The sequence below is a fragment of the Archangium sp. genome (assembly GCF_057119385.1).
Genome location: NZ_DBNGVP010000070.1, coordinates 109,077 through 129,490, shown reverse-complemented (window position 1 = coordinate 129,490; position 20,414 = coordinate 109,077). Strand labels below are relative to the sequence as shown.

The window sequence follows — 20,414 nt, the reverse complement described above, 5'->3', positions numbered from 1 at the left end:
CTCCTGTCGTTCACATCACAATCACGAAAAAACCTGCTCAATCGGACTTCCAGGTTTAAGCGGATGTTGCAATTTGAGTGTCGTGGTGACGTCCCCGCGTCACGGTCCAACTCCGTCCCACAGGAGCACGACATGCTGACTCCAGCCTCCGCGCTGTCTGGCCATCTGAGGAGCCATTCCACGCAAGCGGTCTACCGGCAGTGGACCCTCTTGGGGTGGGTGCTGCTCCTGTTGTGTGCGTGCGGTCCGGCGGAGGAGGTTCCCTCCGAGTCCTCCACCCTCCAGGCCCGGTCCCAGGAGATCGCTGTCTCCAATGGACTGGCGTTCAACGGCCTCGCGTTCAATGGACTGGCGTTCAACGGCCTCGCGTTCAATGGGCTGACGCTCAACGGCTTGAACTCCACGGCGTTCCATTCCTGGTTCCAGGAGGAACCGGCGCTGCGCAACATGCTGATGAGCTACATGGTGCAGTGCGCGGTCCCCTCGGGGCAGACGCGCACCTATACCAGTCCCAGCACGGGCATCACCTACACCTGGATGGGGAATCTGGGATTGGCGCCGGACTGGGCCAGCGGCAAGCCCTCCACCGTGCAGGAGCAGCAGGTCGTCTCCGCCTGCCTCGCCGCCCACGGCAACAAGTATGGCGTCCGCATCCCCATGTCCGTGCTGGGCAAGAACGCCAAGGCGGTGACCATCCCCTACACGTCCTCCGAGCTCACGACGTTCTCCGAGCGCGAGGGCTGCTTCTTCGGCAACCTCTTCAACAACGAGGGCATCTACGCCGTCAGTGATGCCCCTCCGCTCCACGTCGAGGACAGCACCGCACGCGGCTGCGCCCTCTCCACCGTGGAGAACAACACGAGCCAGGAGTGCCTGCCGCTCGTCCGGATTCGCGGCAACTGCGGCAACTTCTGCGTCCAGGACGTGTCGAAGACGTTCTACACGTCCTGCACCTACAACGGCGTCACCTACCAGCCCCTCACCACCCGCATCCGCAAGGAGGAGATCTACACGTGCGGAGATGGCACCTGTCAGATCACCGAGAAGTGCGGCACCGGGACCATCGCCGAGAGTTGCATGAGTGATTGCGGCGTCTGCGGCTGAGGCACGCCTGCCCGGAATGGTTCCTCGCGGGTCCAGGCCCAGGAAGACCGGCCAGGCGCTCGCCGGGCAGCAGCCCGAGCAGGGGGGGGCTGGTCCGCGAGCCTTCTCGACGAGGCCTTCGCCGGGGCAGCGGGCGGTCCCCTGAAACCGCCTCCGCTCACAAATCCCTTCAGTGGCCTCTACCTGACTATCAACCCCTCACAGGGGTGGAAAAGGGAGAGAAACCATGAAGGACGACACCACCACCCAGAACTCCATCGGGAGCCCCGAGCCGTCGGCTCCCGCGCTCGAGGCCCGTGGCCCGGCTTCGCCTCCGGCACCAGGGGACTCCTCTTCCTCGGGGGCCGTGGAACCCGTGCGCGAGGCTCCCTTCCCGGAGCCCATCTTCCCTCCGGGGACGGATCCCGCCTTTCCCGATGCCTCCGCCGAGCCGGTTCTCAAGATCGACAACATCCAGGGGAACATCCTGGGAGGGTTCAACAAGGACCATCAGGCGCTCGTGTTCCTCACCTTGCGACGGAACAATCAACCGGGTGCCACGCCGGACCAGGAGTTCCCGACGGTCCGGGCCTTCAAGAAGTGGCTCCGGGAGACCATCCCCCTGATCGCCACCACGGCGGAGGTGGTGGCCTTCAACCGGCTCTACAAGGAGATGCGCTCGCGGCAGCAGCAGGAGCCGCTCGGGCTCAAGGCGACGTGGATCAACATCGCCTTCACCGCGCGTGGCCTCGAGGTCATGAAGAAGTTCGACCCCTCCCTGGACCTCGGCTTCCAGGATCCCGCGTTCCTGCAGGGCATGGCGAGCCGCTCCAAGCAGGGCATCCTGGGCGACCCCGCCGCGGATGAGCAGAAGCACGAGGAGGGCCACCCGGACAACTGGGTGATCGGCGGCACCCGCGAGGAGATCCACCTGGTGCTCATCATCGCCAGCGATGACAAGCGCGAGGTGCGGGAGGTCCCAGGCACGGCGCTCCACCGTCTGCTCCGGGGAGAGGGCCACCGTCCCGGGCTCGGGAGCTTCGGCGCCGTCAAGGTGCAGCGCGGCCACAACCTGCCGGCCCAGAAGAAGCTGGCCGGGCACGAGCACTTCGGCTTCCTGGACGGCGTGTCCCAGCCAGGGGTCCGCGGCCGGCTCTCCGACGATCCGCACGACGTGCTGACGCCCCGGCAGAACCCCAAGAACCGTGAGCAGGGCAAGCCGGGCCACGAGCTCATCTGGCCGGGAGAGTTCGTCTTTGGCTACCCGGGGGGCGTCCCGAACGAGAGCGGCGAGGGGGACAACGCCATCGACTTCGAGTCCCCGGGCCCCATCGCCAAGGCGGGTCCGGAGTGGGCCGATGACGGCTCCTACCTCGTCATCCGGCGGTTGCGGCAGAACGTGGGGCTGTTCCACAGGTTCCTCGAGAAGGTGGCCCAGCAGTTCCAGGTGCCGGCACCGCCTCCCCAGAGCGAGCCGCCTCCTCCGGGCGTGCCGGTGGGGGACTCCGCCGCGGATCTCGTGGGTGCGCGGTTCGTCGGCCGCTGGCGCAGCGGCGCCCCCGTCATGCGCACCGGCGGCGCCGATCCCACGAAGAACGATCGGGACAACCCGGCCATGGCCGTCGATGACAGCGTGAACAACCACTTCGAGTTCCAGGATGCGTCCGATCCGCTCCTGCCCTCGGACGCGGCGGGCCCGTTCGACAGCACGGACGAGGATCCCCGGCACCCGGGCACGCTCTTCCAGGCGGCACCCGCGGACGTCGCGGGCCGGCTCTGCCCGTTCACCGGCCATGTGCGCAAGGCGTACCCGCGCGATGACGTGTCCACCTCGAATCCCCCCAACATCCCACAGACGCTGCTCAACGAGACCACGACGCAGACCCACCGCATGCTGCGGCGGGGACTCCCCTACGGGAGGGCCTCGGACTCGACGCCGGCCCATCCCCGGCCCGATGCCCGCGACCGGCGCCCCACTCGCGCGGGCGAGCTCGAGGATGATCGCGGGCTGCTCTTCCTGGCCTACGAGACGTCGCTGGTGGATCAGTTCGAGTTCGTCACCCGCGCCTGGGTGAACAACCCGGGCTTCAAGGAGTCGAGCCAGCCTCCAGACGCCACGCAGCGGGGCGGGCATGATCCCATCATCGGCCAGAACAACAACCCGAACGCCCAGGGCGCCCGGGACCGCGTCCGCGAGTTCAACCTCACGTTCGTGGACGGCCAGGGCAATCCCCGGCTCGAGCGCGTATCCACCGCCGTCATGGGCCAGCCGGAGCGGGACTGGGTCATTCCCACGGGAGGTGAGTACTTCTTCGCGCCCTCCATCTCGGGGCTGGAGCTGCTGGCGAAGTGATCAGGGCTTGCCCAGCAGCTCCAGGGCGGCGGTGGTCAGCGTGGTGACGCCGGTGCGCAGCGTCCGCTCGCGGTCCGGGTGGAAGAGGGGCGAGTGCAGCGAGGGGAGCGTCTCTCCCGCTGCCTTCGCCTCCGCGTGCCGCTTGGGCTCCACGGTGCCCAGCCAGAGCATGACGGCGGGGACTCCGGCGAGGCCGTACTCGGAGAAGTCCTCGCCGCCCATGACGGGCGTGGCCTCGCGGAGGTTCTCCTTGCCGAGCACCCGGGTGACGGCGCCGGCCAGCCGCTTCGTCAGCTCCGGATCGTTGTAGGTGGCGGGAGTGCCCTCGGAGACGGTCACCTCGGGCTTGCGGGGCGCGTTGGCCGCGGTGGCCTCGGCGTTCACCACGCGCTCGATGCCGGAGAGCAGCTGCTTGCGGACCTCGGGCTTGTAGGAGCGCACGGTGAGCTGGAGCTTCACCTCGTCCGGGATGATGTTGTGCTTGGTGCCGCCGTGGATGGAGCCCACCGTCACCACCGCGGGCTCAAGCGGGGACTTCTCCCGGCTCACCAGCGTCTGCAGCGAGAGGATGGTGCGGGCCGCGAGCACGATGGGATCCACGGTGGTGTGCGGGTAGGCGCCGTGCCCGCCCTTGCCGTAGAGGGTGATGTCCACGGAGTCCACGTTGGCCAGGGCGTAGCCGGCCACGTACTCGACGGAGCCCGCCACGGCGGTGGCGCTGTTGTGGAGGGCCACGGCGAAATCCGGCTTGGGGAAGCGCTTGTAGAGCCCATCCTCGAGCATTCCCCGGGCGCCGCTGCCGCGCTCCTCGGCGGGCTGGCCCACCATGACGAGCGTGCCGCGCCACCGGTCCTTCGCGCGCGCCAGGAGGGTGGCGGTGCCCACCCAGGCCGTCATGTGGACGTCGTGCCCGCAGGCGTGCATCACGGACACGCCCTGGCCCGTCTCATCCTTCGCCGTCGCCTTGCTGGCGTAGGGCAGCCCCGTCTTCTCCTCCACCGGGAGGGCATCCATGTCGGTGCGCAGCAGCACCGTGGGGCCCTTGCCGTTGCGCAGCACGGCCACCACGCCATGGCCGCCGATCTTGGGTGTCACCTCGAAACCCAGCGCGCGCAGGCGCTCGGCGAGCTTCGCCGATGTCTTCTCCTCCTGGTGGGAGAGCTCCGGGTTCTGGTGCAGATCCCTGTAGAGGGCGTCGAGCTCGGGGTAGAGCGCGTCGAGGCCCTCGAGGGCGGGGAGGGGGGCCTTCGCGGCGCGCGCGGGGGCAGCGGGCCAGACAATCGCGGCGAGGACGAGGGCGAGGAGGGGGAGGGATTTCACCGTGCGGTCTCCGGTCCGGGACAGGGGCGCCGACTAGAGCACGGCCGCGCCTGCGCTGCCCATTCCTCTCGCGCACGGGGTGCCCGGACCGTGGAGGCCCGGGCACCGGGACAGCAGGGGACTACTTCAGCAGCCCCTCGGCCTTGAGGGCGGCCTGCACGGCGGGACGGCCGGCCACGCGCGCGTGGTAGGCCTTGAGCACCGGCCACTGGCCCAGGTCGATCTTCACGAACGCCGTCCAGCCCAGCACGGTGAAGAGGTAGGCATCGGCCACGGTGAACTGCTCGCCCGTGAGGTAGGGGCCCTTCTCGAGGAAGGTGTTCAGGTAGTTGAAGCGCTTGAAGAGGTTCTCGGTGACGATCTTCTTCGCGTCCTCGGGATAGGAGGGGTTGAAGAGGGGGCTGAAGCCCTTGTGCAGCTCGGTGCTGATGAAGTTGAGCAGCTCCTGGAGGCGGTAGCGCTCCAGGGTGCCGTTGGCCGGGGCCAGCTTGGACTGGGGCGCCTTGTCGGCGATGTACTGAACGATGGCCGGGCCCTCGGTGAGGATGCTGCCGTCATCGAGCTGCAGGGTCGGGACGTAGCCCTTGGGGTTGATGGTGGTGAAGTCCTTGCCGGACTCCGTCTTCTTGCTGCGCAGGTCCACCTTCTCGACGTCGAAGGTCAGGCCCGTCTCGCGCAGGACGATGTGCGGCGACAGCGAGCAGGCACCCGGGGAGTAGTAGAGCTTCATTCGTGGGACTCCTTTTGAAGTGTTGCCGTGGGGTAGGCGGCGGCAATGTGCACCGCTCTCCGGGCCCGCGCCAGCAAATCCGCCCGCACCCGGAGTCACATGGCGATGACGGACAGTCCTGGCCGGGACCCCGCGTGCGTGTCTCCGAGCGTGTCAGGCACCGGGTGTATCCACGTCAGACCCGCGCTCCTCCCCGAACAGGGAGGAAACCTCGAGGCCGGTCGAGGCCGTGGTGGTGTGGTTTGGACGTCTGGAGGCCGTGATATGAGAAATGAATCGAATCGATGTATGGGATTGACCGTGGGACTGGTGGTGGCGGGTCTACCGGTCGAACAACGTCGCCGAGCTGCGGGATGCCCTCCGGCACGCGCTCAACGACCTTCGCTCGTCCCCGGGCTCCACGCCGTAGCACCCCGTTGACGCGATGAGACGAGGCCAGGGCAGGGCGCGGTGAGGCCCCTGTCCTGGCCTTCGTCGTTTCCGGCGGCCATACAGAGAAATACGTACGGCGTGCGCGGGGGACTCCGGACGGACTCCGCAAGCCTTGCACACCGCAAAGCCTGCACACCGCAAACATTGCGTACCGCAATCACTGCATGGCCTGACATGAGGCGTCTTTCGCTCTCACCGCACCTTTGTTTCGGGGGTGGATGGGGACGGGAATTCGATGTCAGGATTTGATTTGGGCATGTACAAGTGCTTGCTCGTTGCGGTATCAAGATTGCGCCTCGAGACCGGCCGTGGCCGTGTGAGGCGTTGGAAGATTCCTCCCCAGGAGCCCGTGACATGCACAGTGATTTGGGCAGACGTGTAGCTTTTTCGAGGCGGCCGCTCGGCCAGCGGCTGGGATTGACGGTGGGCGTGGTGGCGGCTGGAGTCTCGGGGCTGCTGTCCCTTCCGGTCCAGGCGCAGGAGGTGCCACCGGGTGTGGTCTTCCTGTTGGACAACAGCGAGGCCATGCAGAACTACCCGCAGTACCTGCCCGAGGCCTTCACGCCCGGCTACTACCCCACGCCCACGAACCCCGCCCGGGGTGACCTCGGAGGGGAAGGGTCCGCGGGATTGGCCATCAACACGGGCTGCTCGGACCCGGCCTTGGTGTCCGCGATGAGCTGGTTCGACAAGGCCAGCGTGGATCCGGCGAAGAATGGCGCCATTCCCTTTGACTCGGACAGCGACCTGAAGTCGCCGTTCTTCGACCCGAACCGGTTCTACTTCTCGCGCGGCCGGCGCCTCGCCTGGAACGTGAAGGAGGGCCCGTGGTCGATCAACGGCAACGACTTCGCGGGCCCCTTGAACAGCTACGGGGATACGCTGTCGGCCTGCTACGCGAGCGTGGGCTGGGACACGACGGACTACCCCTATGGCGGGTCCACCGGCAACGCGCCGCTCATGAACGAGTGCATGACGTGTCTGAACACCAAGGGGTGGTGGCGGGGTCCGATCGTGACCTCCAGGACCCAGGCCACCAATCCGGGTCAGGCGGGCCCCACCAAGGCGCTGGACGAGCCGGCGCTTCCCCCCGAGGCGTTCCGCAAGTGGGTGGTCAGTGGCCGCGTGCTCAACGTGCGTCCGCCCAAGTTCGTGATCGCGCGCAAGGCGCTCAAGGACGTCATCAGCTCGGTGCTCAACGTCCGCATGGGCGTGGCCACGTTCGGCGAGGATCATGGCTGGTTCGACCCGCCGGAGATGCGCGAGAAGCTCCGTCCGTCGTGCGATCAGTCCTACCCCGTCTTCAACGAGGCGGCGCTGAACCGGCCCAGGCTGAGGCAAGCCGTCAACGAGGTGAGGTTCCGCAACAACGAGCGCTCCATCGGCGAGGCCCTCTTCGGGCTGGGTGGCTACTTCTCCTCGCAGGTGGCGGACAACCGGTGGGGGTCCTGGTTCCAGCAGCCCCTCAATCCCGGATACTTCGGCTGGCCGGGCTGCTGCAATGGTGGCACCTACGACGACCCGTATACCGGCAAGCCGGGTGCCTTCTGGGCCGTGGACGCCAAGGAGTGGCTCAAGACGCCCTATACGGACCCCTATACCGGAAAGTACCTGCCGGGCCAGCCCTGGGAGGGCACCGGGTCTGACAGATCCGTCTGCAATGCCTCACAGAGCAACAACATCATCGTGGTGAGCGCTGGCGCGCCCCGGTTCGACAACTCGGTGCCCATCACCAAGATGATGGACATTCTCGAGGCCAATGGCGCCAGGCACCCGGATGGCTCGCTGCTCACGTTCGATGCGGCCAACCCTATTACGAACCCCAACGTGGGAGGCGTGAACTACTGCCACCTGTTTGGCGTCACCAAGGAGGCGTGTGATTACACCGACTACAACTGGCCGACCGGCCTTGGCGTGGGCAACAAGAACTTCATGGATGACGTGGCCTTCTTCCTGTCGCATACGGACCTGCGGAGCGACATGGGTGGAAGCCAGACGGTGCGGACGTTCGTCGTCGGCTACGGTGACAGCAGCCCCATGCTCCAGAGCATCGCGCTGGCGGGCCGCGGCGGCTTCTACCGCGCGGATCAGCCGGGCACGCTGAAGGAGGCCTTGCTGTTCGCCGTGGGCCAGAGCGCGAACAGCTGCTCCGCGCCGTAACGCCACCTTCTCGGGATGAACCGGGGGCAGGGCAGGGTGATGGGTGGCCCTGTCCTGCCCTTCGTCCTCATGACACCATGGGGGCGCGGGAGGGCGGTCTCCCGGCGGGAGGGGTTGCATGAGCTACATCGGCACGTACCGCAGGCTCGCCGAGGCCTTTCAGGACGGGCGGGGTGCTGGAAGCATGGACACCGGGCTCGTCCTGCATCAGCGCCGGTTCCGCTCCGCGTCCGAGCCGTCCGGCGGAAGCCCCCCGCCGTTCCCGGTGCCCGAGGCCGCTCTCGAGCCGGAGTCCCACAAGGGCCTGCTCGACCGGGACGAGGGCGTCGAGGAGAACCTCGACTTTCCGTACCGCGTCCTCGCTCCGCCCGGCTGCGAGCGGAGCTCTCGAGGCGTGCTCCTCCTGCATGGCCTCAACGAGCGCCGCTGGGAGAAGTACCTGCCGTGGGCCAGGGCCCTCGTCGAGGGGCTCGGCGTCCCCGTCATCCTCTTCCCCGTCGCCTTCCACATGGACAGGTCCCCGGCGCTCTGGTCGGACCCTCGCTCCATGCGGCTGCTCAGCCGCGAGCGCATGCGCCGCATGCCGGAGCTCGAGGCCTCCAGCTTCGCGAACGCCGCCCTGAGCACCCGCATCCACGCCCGGCCGGAGCGCTTCGTCTGGTCCGGTGTCCGCACCCTGAAGGATGTCTCGCGCCTGGCCGAGATCGTCCACCGCGGAGAGGAGCCGCTCCTGGCTCCCGGCGCCCGGCTGGACGTCTTCGCGTACTCCATCGGCGCGTTCCTGGCCGAGCTCCTCTTCATGGCCGATGAGGGCGGGCGGTTCGCCGACTCCCGGCTCGTGAACTTCTGCGGGGGTTGTCTGCTGTCACAGACGTCGCCCCTGGCCCGGGAGATTCTCGACAGCGCGGCCGCTCGCGCGCTGCACGTGTTTCTCGATCAGCTCGACTCGCACAAGCAGCTCCGGCCCGAGCTGAGCCGGCTCATCTCCGAGGACGCCGTGGGCCAGGCCTTCGAGCTCATGGTGCGCGATGACCGGCTCCATGCCGCTCGTGAGGCCGCTCTTCAGCGGATCGGTCCGCGGGTCCGGGCGATTCCGCTGCGCAAGGACAGCGTGATGCCGGCCGAGGCCGTCGCGGGGACCTTGTCGGGCTCTGGCGCTCGGGTGGAGATCCTGGACATGGCGTACGCGTATGACCACGCGAACCCGTTTCCCCTGCAGGGCGCCGATGAGGCGGAGGTCGAGCGTGGGTTCACGGCCGTGTTCGACCGTGCGGTGGAGTGGTTGCGCGGGTAGGGACGGTGGGGGCTCTCGGGGGTGAACCCGAGGCCCGGGCACCCTCACCCCGTCCCTCTCCCGGAGGGCGAGGGGTGGTTGTCGGCCAGGTTCCGCAGGGGGGTCTGTTTCAGGCGGCGTCTGGCTTCCTTCGCGGTCAGTCCCGTGAAGTGCATCGCCAGCGCCACCTTCACCTCGTGGCCCGCCTGCTCCAGCAGTTGCTTCGCCGCCGCCGGCTTCAGGTCCGTCAGCTCCGCCACCATCCGCGCCGCCCGGGCCCGCAGCTTCTCGTTCGTGGGCCGCACGTCCACCATCCGTCCCCGGTACACCTTCCCCAGCGTCACGAAGGCCGTCGTGGTGAGCGCGTTCAGGAGCAGCTTCGTCGCCGTGCCCGCCTTCAGCCGCGTGCTGCCCGCCACCAGCTCCGGCCCCGTCTCGGCCAGCAGCACGTGGTCCGCCTTCGCCTTCGGGCCCGGCCGGTTGCAGCACACCAGCACCGTGCGCGCTCCCCGCCGCCGCGCCTCGTCCAGCGCGCCCAGCACGAAGGGCGTCCGGGCGCTCGCGGAGATGCCGCACACCACGTCCCGGGGGCCCACGCGCAGCCGGATCATCGACGCGGCACCGGCCTCGACGTCGTCCTCCGCGCCTTCCACCGCGCGCGTCATCGCCCGGCGTCCACCGGCGATCACCGCTTGCACCTGGGAAGGGGAGGCTCCGAACGTGGGCGGGCACTCGCTCGCATCGAGCACCCCGAGGCGCCCGCTGGTGCCCGCGCCCACGTAGAGCAGGCGGCCACCGTCCCGCAATGCATCCGCGACGATCCGAGCCACTCGCGCGACTTCCGCGAGCGCGGGACGGACCGCACGGACGGCGGCTACGTCTTCTTCATGCAACCGGCGGACGATCTCCTCCGTGGAGACGAGGTCCAGATCCTCCGACCGGGGGTGCTGCCGCTCGCTGGGCGGAAGCGCGGTCTTCTTCGAACGCGATCTTCCCACCCGCGAGCTCACGACGGGCTACCTCAGGCGGCCTTCGTCACCTTGCCCGCCTTGATGCAGCGGGTGCAGGCCAGCACGCGCTCCGTGCGCCCTTCGACGGACGCCCGGATCTTCTGCAGATTCGGGAGGGTCCGCTTCTTCGTCTTGTTGTTCGCGTGGCTGACGTTATTGCCCACGAGCGGCCGCTTCCCGCAGATGTCACACTTCCAGGCCATGACTGCCAACTCCTTGAAATCAGGGACGAAATGAGAGCCCGCCCTAAGAGAGCGGCGGAACCTACCTACAAACCACTGGAAAATCCAGTCTGATCGGCCCTCAGCGCTTGAGGACCGCCTTCTTCTTCATCATCTCCTGGACCAGGCGCACCGCCCGGGCTCCGGCCAGGAATTCTCCCTCGAGCCCCAGGCCGGGGAGGACCTCGCGCCCGGCCAGCAGCAGGTTCTTCGTGGGAGTGTGCTGCTTCAACCCCGAGACGCCCAGCACCGCTTCCGTGTCGAAGACGTAATGCGGGTGGGGCATGAGCCGGCTGCCCCGCACCGCTCCGGCATCCAGGTAGGGAGCCGAGCGCAGCAGGCGCTTGTCCTTCGTGAAGGGCATCAGCGCGTCCAGGTGGGCGTCGATGCGCATGGCCAGCGACTGCAGATAGCCCTCACCCAGGTCGCGCACGCTCGCCGGGACGAAACCCCCGGCGCAGATGACGCGCAGCGCGGGGTCCTCCTTGCCCTCGGGCGTGCGGGCGGGGTGCTGCTGGACGAGCAGGGGGCCGAGCTCGGCGTCCTGGGTGTCCATCAGCAACAGCTCGCCCATGCCGCGGGGCAGCACCGCCTCGGGCACCACCCAGTTCACCGCGAAGAGGAAGGACTTGAGGGTGGAGAGATCCAGCTGCTCGCTCAGGCCGCGGTGCTTCTTGCGGTCCGTGATGAGCCGGCGCAGCGCCCCCGCGTCCGTGGCGGACACCAGGCACGAGGCCCGGTAGAGCGTGTCCGAGCGCAGCAGCTTCACCGCGGAGAAGCGGCCGCCCTCGAAGTGCAGCTCCTCCACCACGTAGGTGTCCGTGTTCTCGGGGCTGAGCAGGTCTCCCCCCAGCTCCACGAGCCGCTCGAAGAGCAGCTTGCGCAGGCCATCGCGGCCGCCCGGGTAGCGCCAGGGGCTCTGCAGGGCCTGGGACAGGGGGCGCGTGCGCGCCAGGGGCGAGGCGGGCTGGTCCAGGTGGACGACGAAGGGCAGCAGGCCGCGCAGCAGCTTGGAGGGCTCGTCCTCTCCGGCCAGCCGCGGCTCCGTCTGGAGCCCGGGGTGCTGGCCCACGCGCTTCTTGAGGTTCCAGGACTCCAGGATGCCGTCCGGCGGCAGCGGCGGGCCTTGCTTCAAGAAGGCGTCGGAGGGCTCGTGCTGGAGGGCCGTGGCGGTGAGGTCCGCGAGGATGCGCTCGGCGTCGGCGTCGAACTCGCGCACCAGCTCGGCGCGCCGGCGGGCGGCGTCGGTGTGCAGGTCCACGCGGTGGCGCGGCATCACCAGCTGCAACTCGGGCGAGTGGGGCTGGAGGTTGCGCTGGAGCGCCGCGGTGAGCGACAGCTCGGTGAAGGACTCTTCCACCGCGGGCATCGTCTTGAGCGCCGGGGCGACGAAGGGGGCGTAGGGCAGCACGTAGCCGTCGTGCTCGTAGCCCGGCCCGGTCCCGTCGTGCTCCACCAGGAGAACGCTGTACCCCCGCTTGGCGAGCAGTGCCGCGGCGAGCGCCCCGCCCAGCTGGCTGCCCAGGACGATCACGTCATAGACGTGCCGGGAGGGGGCCGTGGTGGAGGGGAGCGGCTTGGATCTGGCGACAGGCGTCGACATTGCGGGGCGCACACTACACACGTTGCCGTGGGCCCGGCAGCGCTTTCCCGCCCAAGGGGTCCAAAAAGGAGGGAGGGGAGCCGCTACGGCGGGGGCTCTCCGGAGGGCTCCGGGGGAAGCCAGCGCGGGGGCTCTCCCGGCGCGGGACGGCCCTCGAGCAGCTCGTGGGGGCGGAAGGTGCCCTTGTAGCGCAGGGACGCGCACTCCTGGACGCGGTAGCCGAGGTACACGTGGGGGATGCCCCGCGCTCGCGCCAGCTCCACCTGGAACACCACGTTGGCGGAGCCCGGCGAGCAGCGCGCGTATGCCGGATCGAAGAAGAAGTACACCGCGCTCCAGGCGTGGGGCGTCTCGTCGCAGATGCCCAGGCCCACCAGCCGGGGCCCGCCCTCGGCGGTGTCGTCGTAGTACGCCACCTCGCGCGCGGACGGGTGGGGGAAGGCGAACTGGAGGAAGTAGTCGCGCATCCCGAGCGGTGAGGCGTCCCAGTCGCGCGTCTGTTCCCGCTCGGCGTGCCAGGCGCGGTAGAGCGCCAGCCGGGGCTCGTCCACGCGGGGCGGGCCCACCTCCACGCGGAAGTGGGCGCACGCGGCCCGGGCCCGGCGCTGGCTGCGGTTGGGCTGGAAGGTGGCCGTGGGGATGCGCAGCGAGACGCACCGGTTGCACGCCTGGCACGCGGGCCGGAAGTACAGCGGGCCGAAGCGGCGCCACCCGCGCACGAGCATCCGCTCGTACTCCTCGGCCGTCACGTCCTGCATCACCAGCTGCTCCAGCGAGGAGGTCTGGTCCGGCAGGTAGTTGCAGGGGCCGGGTGGCTCGACGGTATGTCCCAGGATGGTGGCCATGGCAGCCCACGCTCGGTGGGTGGGGGAAGGTCTAACAAGGGCGCGGCCCGGGGTCGAGGCGGCCTTCCGCCGGGTGCCGGGCCGCTCTTCTAGCGAGCCGTCACAGCTCCTCGTCGCTCACCACGATGAGCCCGGCCTGGGAGAGCAGGGCGGCCGTGACGCCCTGGCCCCGCACCACCTGGCCATCCACGTGTGTGCCCTGGGTGCCGCACGAGGGGCTGCGCTCCTTGAGCACCGCCACGCGCACCCCGAAACGCCGCGCCGCCGCCAGCGCCAGCTCCGCGCCCAGGCGGAAGGCCTCCGTCCGGTCCTTCCCCGACTCCACCTCCGCCGCCCGGGCCCGGCCCGCCAGCACCTCCGCGCCCGCGCCGCCCTTGAGCTCCACCGCCGGCCGCGGGATGCCCAGGCCCGCGCCCGTCTCCGGACACACGGGCACCACCTCCTTGCCCTCCAGCGCCTTCATCACCGGGCTCGAGCCCTTCGACTTGCCGTCGTACCGGCACGCCTCGCCCAGCAGGCACGCGCTCACCAGCACCACCGGCGCCTCGCGCAGTGCCGCCAGCCGCTCCTCGCGCGTCATCCCGGCTCCCCGGGGTTGCGCAGGCTCAGCTCGCCCACGGCCGGGCCCGCCGTCGTCACCACGCGCCCGCCCTCCAGCCGCACCGCGCCCGTGGCCACCAGCTTCACCACCAGCGGATACAGCCGGTGCTCCTCCTTCAGGATGCGCGCCGTGAGCGCCGCCTCATCGTCTCCCGGCAACACCGGCACCGCCGCCTGCGCGATGATGGGGCCCGTGTCCATGCCCGGGTCCACGAAGTGCACCGTGCACCCGGCCATCTTCACCCCTCGCTCCAGCGCCTGCCGCTGGGCATGCAGTCCGGTGAAGGCCGGCAGCAGCGAGGGGTGGATGTTCAGCACCTTGCCCGCGAAGCGCCCCAGGAAGTCCACGCCCAGCAGCCGCATGAAGCCGGCCAGGCACACCCACTCCACGCCCGCCGACACCAGCTTCTCCACCAGCGCCTTCTCGAAGTCCGCCCGCGAGCCGAAGGCCTTGTGCTCCAGCACCACCGCCGGCACCCCGGCCTTCTTCGCCCGCTCCAGCGCGAAGGCCGTGGGCACGTTGGACACCACCAGCGCCACCTCGGCCGGGAAGTCCGGCCGCGCGCACGCGTCGAGCAGCGCCTGCAGGTTGCTCCCACTGCCCGACACCAGCACGCCCAGCTTCGTCCGGCCGCTCATGCCTCGATGACCGCCGTGGCCTCGCCCTGGCCCGCCTCCACGCGGCCCACCTCCGCCGCCTCCACCCCGCGCCCCTTCAGCAGCGCCAGCGCCGCCGGCACGTCCGCCTTCGCCACCACCGCGATGAGCCCCAGGCCCATGTTGAAGGTGTCGTACATCTCCTGGCGCTCGACTCCGCCCAGCTTCTGGATGAGCTCGAAGATGGCGGGCCGCTTCCACGTCTTCTCGTCCAGCACCGCCCGCGTCCCGTCCGGCAGGCACCGCGGCAGGTTGCCCGGAATCCCGCTGCCGGTGATGTGCGCGAAGCCCTTCACCTTCACCGCCTTCGCCAGCGCCAGCGCGTCCTTCACGTAGATGCGCGTGGGCTCCAGCAGCGCGTCCGCCAGCGGCCGCTCCAGGCCCTCGGGCACCGCGTCCAGCTTCAGCTTCGCGTCCTCCAGCAGCACCTTGCGCGCCAGCGAGTAGCCGTTGGAGTGCAGGCCCGAGGAGCTCATCCCGATGAGCGCATCGCCCGGCGCCACGCTCTTGCCGTCGATGATCTCCGAGCGCTCCACCACGCCCACGCAGAAGCCGGCCAGGTCGTACTCGCCCCGCGCGTAGAAGCCCGGCATCTCCGCCGTCTCCCCGCCCAGCAGCGTGCACCCCGCCTGCTCACAGCCCTGGGCGATCCCCTTCACCACCTCGGCCGCGGCGTCCACCTCCAGCCGCCCCGTGGCGAAGTAGTCCAGGAAGAAGAGCGGCTCGGCCCCGCAGGTGAGGATGTCGTTCACCGACATGGCCACCAGGTCGATTCCCACCGTCCCGTGCCGGCCCGCCTGGAAGGCCACCTTCAGCTTGGTGCCCACCCCGTCCGTGCCCGCCACCAGCACCGGCTCGCGGTACTTCCCGGGCGGCAGGGCGAACAGTCCCCCGAAGCCGCCCACCCCGGCCACCACCTCCGGCCTCACCGTCCGCGCCGCATAGGGCTTGATGCGCTCCACGAACGCATCGCCCGCCTCGATGTCCACTCCTGCCTGCTTGTAGGTCGTTCCCACGGCCGGGCCTTCTATCGGCTTCCCCCTCTGCTTGTCTCGGCCGGAAGCACCCCGGGTGTCACATTCGCGTCGTCCTGGACGCGGGGGCTCCAAAGGGGGCTCCCAGGCGCCTCGGGTGGGGTGGGCGTCTGGACGACACCGAGGGTCCACAAGCCATCAAAATCCGGCCGGAATTTGACCCTGCGAGTGGGGACGGCTTAACTCGCCCTGCGATGGGCGCCGAGGAAACCCTCTTTCAGCGATTCGGCAAGGAATTCCCGAAGGGCACCGTCCTCTTTCGAGAGGGCGAGCCCGGCAAGGAGATGTTCGTCATTCAGTCGGGACGAATCGCCATCTCCAAGCGAGTGCGGGACGTGGAGAAGGTCCTGGCCGTGCTCGGCCCGGGCGAGTTCTTCGGCGAGATGGCCATCATCTCCAACAAGCCTCGCAATGCCTCGGCCAGCGTGAGCGAGGACGCCAAGCTCCTGGTGATCGATCCCAAGACGTTCGAGGGGATGATCCGCGGCAACGCGGAGATCGCCGTGCGGATGATCAAGAAGCTGGCGGAGCGGCTGTCCGAGGCGGACGCGCAGATCGAGAACCTGCTGCACGCGGATCCGGCGAGCCGGGTGGTGCACCACATCCTCCAGGTGTGCCAGACGCGCGGGCGGCCCATGGAGGAAGGCGTGGAGATCGAGCTGGCGGTGCGCGAGCTGCCCCGGCAGATCGGCGTGGGCGAGCCGGCCATCCGCAACATGCTGGATCGTCTGGAGCGGGCTGGCCTGGTGGAGCGCTCGGGTGACAGACTCACCGTGTATGACACCGCGCGCGTCCACGACTTCCTCCAATACCTGGAGATGAAGTGGAAGTTCGGAGAGCTCTAGCGTGAAGCTCCAGGTTCTCGGCTGCCATGGCGGTGAGCTTCCCTCGTGCCGCACCACGTGCTTCCTGGTGGATGACGTGCTCGCGCTGGACGCGGGCGCGCTCACCAGCACGTTGTCGCTGGAGCAGCTCTGCAAGGTGGACGACATCCTCGTCGGCCACAGCCACTTCGATCATGTGAAGGATCTGCCGTTGATGGCGGATCTGATCATCGGCCGGCGGGACAAGCCGGTCACCATCCATGCCTCGCGCGAGTGCGCCCGTGCGCTGCGCGAGAACATGTTCAACAACGCGCTCTGGCCGGACTTCACGCGCATTCCCACGCGCAAGGAGCCGGTGCTGCGCATCAAGCCCTTCCGGGCCGGCAGCACGTTCCAGGTGGGCCCGTACACGGTGCAGTCCATCCCCGTACACCACCCGGTGGAGTCCTGCGGCTTCGTGATCACCCGCGGCCGGACCTCCATGGCCATGAGCGGGGACACCGGGCCCACGGACAAGCTGTGGAAGGTGCTCAACCAGACGCCCACCCTCAAGGCGCTCCTGGTGGAGACGAGCTTCCCCAACGCACTGCATCAACTGGCCGAGGTCTCCGGCCACCTCACGCCGAAGATGCTCGAGGACGAGCTGACCAAGTTCCAGCGCAACGGCTGCAACGTGCTCGTCTACCACCTCAAGCCGGCCTTCCTTCCCCAGTTGAAGAAGGAGCTGCGGGAGATGCCGGTGGAGATCCTCGAGCTGGGCGATACCTTCGAGTTCTGAGGCTTGACGGGCCCCGGGGAGTGCGGTTAACCGCCCTCCCATGGCCTGGTTCTCCAAGAAGCCCCGTATCGCCACCGCCCCCGAGCCCATCGAAGCCCCCAGCCGCATGCAGGGGCTCTGGGCCAAGTGCGAGAGCTGCGACGAGATCATCTACCGGCAGGAGCTGGAGAAGAACCTCAACGTCTGCCCCCACTGCGAGCACCACCTCCCCTGGACGGCGCGCGCCCGCCTGACGTCTCTGTTGGACCCCGACAGCTTCGAGGAGTTCGACAAGGAGCTGGAGCCGCAGGATCCGCTCGGGTTCACCGACTCCAAGAAGTACAAGGACCGGCTGCGCTCCACCCGCAAGGCGCTCGGCGAGAACGACGCCTTCATCTCCGGCGTGGGCCGCATCGAGGGCAAGCCGGTGTCCGTGGGCTGCTTCGTCTTCGAGTTCATGGGCGGCTCCATGGGCTCGGTGGTGGGCGAGAAGGTCACCCGCGTCTTCGAGCGCGCCCATGAGCTGAAGTGCCCGGCCATCGTGTTCTCCGCCTCGGGCGGCGCGCGCATGCAGGAGGGCATCTTCTCCCTCATGCAGATGGCCAAGACGAGCGCGGCCATCGCCCGCTTCCGCAACGTGGGCAAGCCCTACATCTCCGTGCTGCTCCACCCCACCACCGGCGGCGTGGCGGCCTCCTTCTCGTGGCTGGGTGACATCATCCTCGCCGAGCCCAAGGCCCTCATCGGCTTCGCCGGCCCGCGCGTGATCGAACAGACCATCCGCCAGAAGCTCCCCGAGGGCTTCCAGCGCTCCGAGTTCCTCGTGGAGCACGGGATGATCGACGCCATCGTGCACCGCAAGGAGCTGCGCGCGAAGCTCGGCCAGCTCGTCACCCTGCTCGGCTAGTCCCCGCGAGTGATGACGCTGCCCCGGACGCCGGCGGAGGCCCTGGAGTTCTTCTCCCGGCTCAGCCCCTCCAGCATCAAGCTCGGCCTCGAGCGCGTGCGGGAGACCCTGGAGGCGCTCGGCCACCCCGAGCGCCGCTACCCCGTGCTCCACGTCGCGGGTACCAACGGCAAGGGCAGCACCTGTGCCTTCTCCTCCGCCGCGCTCCACGCCGCGGGCCACCGGGTGGGGCTCTACACCTCGCCCCACCTGGTGCGCGTCAACGAGCGCATCCGCGTGAACGGGGAGGAGATCTCCGACGAGGTGTTCGGCCAGCGCATTCTGGAGGTGCTCGAGCGGCACCCGGCCGCGGCCACCTCGCTCACGTACTTCGAGTTCGGCACCGTGGTGGCCTTCTGGCACTTCGCCCGCGAGGCCGTGGACGTGGCCGTGGTGGAGGTGGGCCTGGGTGGCCGGCTGGATGCCACGAGCGCCTGCGAGCCGCTCGTCACCGCCATCACCGCGGTGTCCTTCGATCACATGGAGTACCTGGGCAACACCCTGGGGGCCATCGCCGGGGAGAAGGCCGGCATCCTCAAGCCGGGCGTCCCCGTGGTGGTGAGCCGTCAGGAGCCCGAGGCCCTCGCCGCCATCGAGCGCAGGGCTGGGGAGGTGGGCGCGCCCCTGCTCCTCGAGGGCCGTGACTTCTCCGTGGTTCCTCGCCCGGACGGCCGCCTCGCCTACGAGGGAACGGGCCTCTCGCTGGAGGGCCTCACCCTGGGCCTCCGAGGGGAGCACCAGCGGCAGAACGCCGCGGTGGCACTCGCCTGCCTGGAGCAGCTCTCCGCACGCGGTGTCTCCGTCTCCCCGGAAGCCCTGCGGGCGGGAATCGCCGGGGCTCGCTGGCCCGGACGCCTGGAGGAGCTGGGCGGCTCGCCCCCCGTGCTGCTGGATGGCGCGCACAACCCCGCCGGTGTGCAAGTGCTGCTCGCGGGCCTGCGCTCCTTGTACCCGGGCCGCAAGGTCCACTGCGTCTTCGGCGTCGTGGCCGACAAGGACCGCGGACCGATGCTGCGCGCGCTCCTGCCAAGCTGTACCTCGGTCCACCTCACGCCGCTCGATACCCCTCGCTCGCTGGCTCCCGAGCTTTACCTCGACGAGGCGCGTGCGTGGTGTGCGGACGTGTACGCCTGGCCCTCGCTGGACGCGGCGCTGGCGGGCGCACGGGCTCGCGCCGCGCCGGCGGACGTCATCCTGTGCACGGGTTCACTGTTTTTGGTGGGGTCCGTGCGCGCCAGGCTCGGTGGAAACCTTGGCGCGTTGCATCACAGTTCGTAGATTCACGGTATGCGCTTGCCGGATTGGAGAGCGGCGACTCCAACGGGTCCCCATACACCGACGGTCGATGAGCTCGACTTCCGGTCGCTCTACCAGAAGACGAAGTACGTGGTGGAGACGGCCGATGGCTGGTCCCTCGTCATCACCCGCTATCGCCCCGTCAAGCAGCCCTTCGCGCAGCCCCTGTTCGGCGAGCCGCTGCTGCTGGTGCACGGCTTCTCGCAGAACCGGCACGCCTGGACGAGCGGCCAGTTCGTCAAGAACCTGCTCTTCTTCGGGGTGGACATCCACATCCTCGAGCTGCGCGGCCACGGCAAGAGCTCCATCGAGTTCCAGAAGGAGCGCGCCGCGCGCTTCCGCCGCCCGCTGCCGCAGGACCTGGACTACGGCTGGGACATCGACAGCTACTTCCTCTATGACTTGCCGGCGGCCGTGTCGGGGGTCAAACGCATCACCCGGCGCGAGCGCATCTTCTACTGCGGCCACTCCATGGGCGGCATGCTCGGCTACGGCTACGCCGGCATCCACGACGACTTCGATGGCCTCATCACCATCGGCTCTCCGGCGGACCTGGGCCGCGGCATCGCGGCGCTTCGCGTGCTGGCCCTGGGCACTCCGTTGTTGGGCGCGGCCATCGACACGGCCATCGCCGGCCTCAACCTGGAGGAGCGCGTCGGGCACACCGGGCGCATGCTGCTCGCGCGCGGGGCCTCCGCCGTCAACGAGAAGCTGGCCCGGTGGTTGGAGCCCAGGGACGGTCCCCAGCAGCACCGCTTCCACTACATCCCGGTGGATGACTGGCTGAAGTTCGCGGAGAAGCAGCTCGCCCGGGCCGAGGACCATCCCGTCTTCAACCGCCTCACCACCCGCATCAACCGGTTGAGCAATCCCGCTCGCGTCAGCTCCAAGGACGTGCGCTGGCTGCTGCGCGAGGGTGGAGAGCGCGAGCCTCGCAAGGTGGTGGAGCAGTTCGCCCGGTGGATCCGCCGCGGCGAGATGGTCTGCTACCGCACCGGGTACGACTTCAAGCGGGGCTTCTCGAAGATCCACATCCCCATGGCCATCATCTTCGGGGACATGGATCCGCTGGCCTCGGTGGAGTCCACGCGCAGCGTGTACCACGCGGCCCAGAGCGAGTACCTGCTGTGGCGGCCGGTGAAGGGCAACAGCCACATCGAGCTGACGATGGGGCACGACATCCGGCAGATCTGCTACGACATCAAGAACCTCATCGAGTACGCGCGCACCCACCGCACCCGCAAGCCGGCACTGCCCCGGCTGCGCTGAG

General features: G+C 69.1%; 18 protein-coding genes. 9 read left to right on the top strand and 9 right to left on the bottom strand.

Going from position 1 to position 20,414, the window contains the following annotated elements:
• Nucleotides 1-132 precede the first annotated feature (132 nt).
• Together AC16DP_RS16770 and AC16DP_RS16765 are read left to right on the top strand one after the other, a co-directional pair.
• Complete coding sequence (locus AC16DP_RS16770; RefSeq protein ID WP_329727103.1) at nt 133-1,104, top strand: hypothetical protein; 972 nt, start codon at nt 133-135, stop codon at nt 1,102-1,104.
• A gap of 226 nt (nt 1,105-1,330) precedes the next feature.
• Nucleotides 1,331-3,436 (top strand): hypothetical protein, encoded by a 2,106-nt coding sequence (locus tag AC16DP_RS16765; RefSeq protein ID WP_329727104.1) that lies wholly within the window; start codon nt 1,331-1,333, stop codon nt 3,434-3,436.
• On the opposite strand, the gene AC16DP_RS16760 is transcribed toward AC16DP_RS16765, so the two are convergent.
• Nucleotides 3,437-4,756, bottom strand: coding sequence for an amidohydrolase (locus tag AC16DP_RS16760; protein WP_329727105.1), 1,320 nt, complete (start codon nt 4,754-4,756; stop codon nt 3,437-3,439).
• Nucleotides 4,757-4,877: 121 nt separating this feature from the next.
• On the bottom strand, nt 4,878-5,486 hold the full coding sequence (gstA, locus tag AC16DP_RS16755; protein WP_329727106.1) for a glutathione transferase GstA: 609 nt from the start codon (nt 5,484-5,486) through the stop codon (nt 4,878-4,880).
• A 786-nt stretch (nt 5,487-6,272) separates the two neighbouring features.
• On the opposite strand from gstA, the gene AC16DP_RS16750 reads away from it, so the two are divergent.
• Both AC16DP_RS16750 and AC16DP_RS16745 read left to right on the top strand, forming a co-directional pair.
• The gene (locus AC16DP_RS16750) at nt 6,273-8,078 is read left to right on the top strand and encodes a pilus assembly protein (RefSeq protein WP_329727107.1); all 1,806 of its coding nucleotides are present in this window, start codon (nt 6,273-6,275) and stop codon (nt 8,076-8,078) included.
• A 118-nt stretch (nt 8,079-8,196) separates the two neighbouring features.
• Nucleotides 8,197-9,372, top strand: coding sequence for a DUF6051 family protein (locus tag AC16DP_RS16745; RefSeq protein WP_329727108.1), 1,176 nt, complete (start codon nt 8,197-8,199; stop codon nt 9,370-9,372).
• Between the two features lie 44 nt (nt 9,373-9,416).
• On the opposite strand, the gene murQ is transcribed toward AC16DP_RS16745, so the two are convergent.
• The 7 genes from murQ to purM form a co-directional block, all read right to left on the bottom strand.
• On the bottom strand, nt 9,417-10,349 hold the full coding sequence (gene murQ / locus AC16DP_RS16740; protein ID WP_329727109.1) for an N-acetylmuramic acid 6-phosphate etherase: 933 nt from the start codon (nt 10,347-10,349) through the stop codon (nt 9,417-9,419).
• Nucleotides 10,350-10,372: 23 nt separating this feature from the next.
• Entirely contained in the window at nt 10,373-10,564 is a 192-nt protein-coding gene (rpmB, locus tag AC16DP_RS16735; protein WP_043403428.1) for a 50S ribosomal protein L28, read from the bottom strand.
• Nucleotides 10,565-10,664: 100 nt separating this feature from the next.
• Entirely contained in the window at nt 10,665-12,185 is a 1,521-nt protein-coding gene (locus AC16DP_RS16730; RefSeq protein WP_329727110.1) for an NAD(P)-binding protein, read from the bottom strand.
• A gap of 83 nt (nt 12,186-12,268) precedes the next feature.
• Nucleotides 12,269-13,030 carry an aspartate/glutamate leucyltransferase gene (locus tag AC16DP_RS16725; RefSeq protein WP_329727111.1) on the bottom strand — a complete coding sequence of 254 codons (762 nt, stop codon included), beginning with the start codon at nt 13,028-13,030 and terminating at the stop codon, nt 12,269-12,271.
• A 100-nt stretch (nt 13,031-13,130) separates the two neighbouring features.
• Nucleotides 13,131-13,610 carry a 2-thiouracil desulfurase family protein gene (locus AC16DP_RS16720; RefSeq protein WP_329727112.1) on the bottom strand — a complete coding sequence of 160 codons (480 nt, stop codon included), beginning with the start codon at nt 13,608-13,610 and terminating at the stop codon, nt 13,131-13,133.
• The gene (gene purN / locus AC16DP_RS16715) at nt 13,607-14,269 is read right to left on the bottom strand and encodes a phosphoribosylglycinamide formyltransferase (protein ID WP_329727113.1); all 663 of its coding nucleotides are present in this window, start codon (nt 14,267-14,269) and stop codon (nt 13,607-13,609) included. Before purN ends, AC16DP_RS16720 begins: the two co-directional genes overlap by 4 nt.
• Nucleotides 14,266-15,303 (bottom strand): phosphoribosylformylglycinamidine cyclo-ligase, encoded by a 1,038-nt coding sequence (gene purM / locus AC16DP_RS16710; protein WP_329727114.1) that lies wholly within the window; start codon nt 15,301-15,303, stop codon nt 14,266-14,268. Before purM ends, purN begins: the two co-directional genes overlap by 4 nt.
• Before the next feature lie 212 nt (nt 15,304-15,515).
• Between purM and AC16DP_RS16705 the strand changes: the two genes are divergently transcribed.
• Genes AC16DP_RS16705 through AC16DP_RS16685 form a run of 5 tightly spaced genes read left to right on the top strand, consistent with a single transcriptional unit; the run spans nt 15,516 to nt 20,413 of the window.
• On the top strand, nt 15,516-16,166 hold the full coding sequence (locus tag AC16DP_RS16705) for a Crp/Fnr family transcriptional regulator (protein WP_329727115.1): 651 nt from the start codon (nt 15,516-15,518) through the stop codon (nt 16,164-16,166).
• A 1-nt stretch (nt 16,167) separates the two neighbouring features.
• Nucleotides 16,168-16,923, top strand: coding sequence for a 3',5'-cyclic-nucleotide phosphodiesterase (locus AC16DP_RS16700; protein ID WP_329727116.1), 756 nt, complete (start codon nt 16,168-16,170; stop codon nt 16,921-16,923).
• Between the two features lie 40 nt (nt 16,924-16,963).
• A complete protein-coding gene (gene accD, locus AC16DP_RS16695) occupies nt 16,964-17,809 on the top strand; it encodes an acetyl-CoA carboxylase, carboxyltransferase subunit beta (RefSeq protein ID WP_329727117.1) in 846 nt (281 codons plus the stop codon).
• A 12-nt stretch (nt 17,810-17,821) separates the two neighbouring features.
• Nucleotides 17,822-19,126 carry a bifunctional folylpolyglutamate synthase/dihydrofolate synthase gene (locus tag AC16DP_RS16690; protein WP_329727118.1) on the top strand — a complete coding sequence of 435 codons (1,305 nt, stop codon included), beginning with the start codon at nt 17,822-17,824 and terminating at the stop codon, nt 19,124-19,126.
• A gap of 9 nt (nt 19,127-19,135) precedes the next feature.
• The gene (locus AC16DP_RS16685) at nt 19,136-20,413 is read left to right on the top strand and encodes an alpha/beta fold hydrolase (RefSeq protein WP_329727119.1); all 1,278 of its coding nucleotides are present in this window, start codon (nt 19,136-19,138) and stop codon (nt 20,411-20,413) included.
• The last annotated feature ends 1 nt before the right edge of the window (nt 20,414 follow it).

Coding starts and splice junctions, on each gene's coding strand:
- AC16DP_RS16725 (WP_329727111.1), bottom strand. CDS start 13,030: ATGGCCACCATCCTGGGACATACCGTCGAGCCACCCGGCCCCTGCAAC.
- AC16DP_RS16750 (WP_329727107.1), top strand. CDS start 6,273: ATGCACAGTGATTTGGGCAGACGTGTAGCTTTTTCGAGGCGGCCGCTC.
- AC16DP_RS16745 (WP_329727108.1), top strand. CDS start 8,197: ATGAGCTACATCGGCACGTACCGCAGGCTCGCCGAGGCCTTTCAGGAC.
- purN (WP_329727113.1), bottom strand. CDS start 14,269: ATGAGCGGCCGGACGAAGCTGGGCGTGCTGGTGTCGGGCAGTGGGAGC.
- rpmB (WP_043403428.1), bottom strand. CDS start 10,564: ATGGCCTGGAAGTGTGACATCTGCGGGAAGCGGCCGCTCGTGGGCAAT.
- AC16DP_RS16770 (WP_329727103.1), top strand. CDS start 133: ATGCTGACTCCAGCCTCCGCGCTGTCTGGCCATCTGAGGAGCCATTCC.
- AC16DP_RS16720 (WP_329727112.1), bottom strand. CDS start 13,610: ATGACGCGCGAGGAGCGGCTGGCGGCACTGCGCGAGGCGCCGGTGGTG.
- AC16DP_RS16685 (WP_329727119.1), top strand. CDS start 19,136: ATGCGCTTGCCGGATTGGAGAGCGGCGACTCCAACGGGTCCCCATACA.
- AC16DP_RS16730 (WP_329727110.1), bottom strand. CDS start 12,185: ATGTCGACGCCTGTCGCCAGATCCAAGCCGCTCCCCTCCACCACGGCC.
- gstA (WP_329727106.1), bottom strand. CDS start 5,486: ATGAAGCTCTACTACTCCCCGGGTGCCTGCTCGCTGTCGCCGCACATC.
- accD (WP_329727117.1), top strand. CDS start 16,964: ATGGCCTGGTTCTCCAAGAAGCCCCGTATCGCCACCGCCCCCGAGCCC.
- AC16DP_RS16765 (WP_329727104.1), top strand. CDS start 1,331: ATGAAGGACGACACCACCACCCAGAACTCCATCGGGAGCCCCGAGCCG.
- AC16DP_RS16690 (WP_329727118.1), top strand. CDS start 17,822: ATGACGCTGCCCCGGACGCCGGCGGAGGCCCTGGAGTTCTTCTCCCGG.
- AC16DP_RS16705 (WP_329727115.1), top strand. CDS start 15,516: ATGGGCGCCGAGGAAACCCTCTTTCAGCGATTCGGCAAGGAATTCCCG.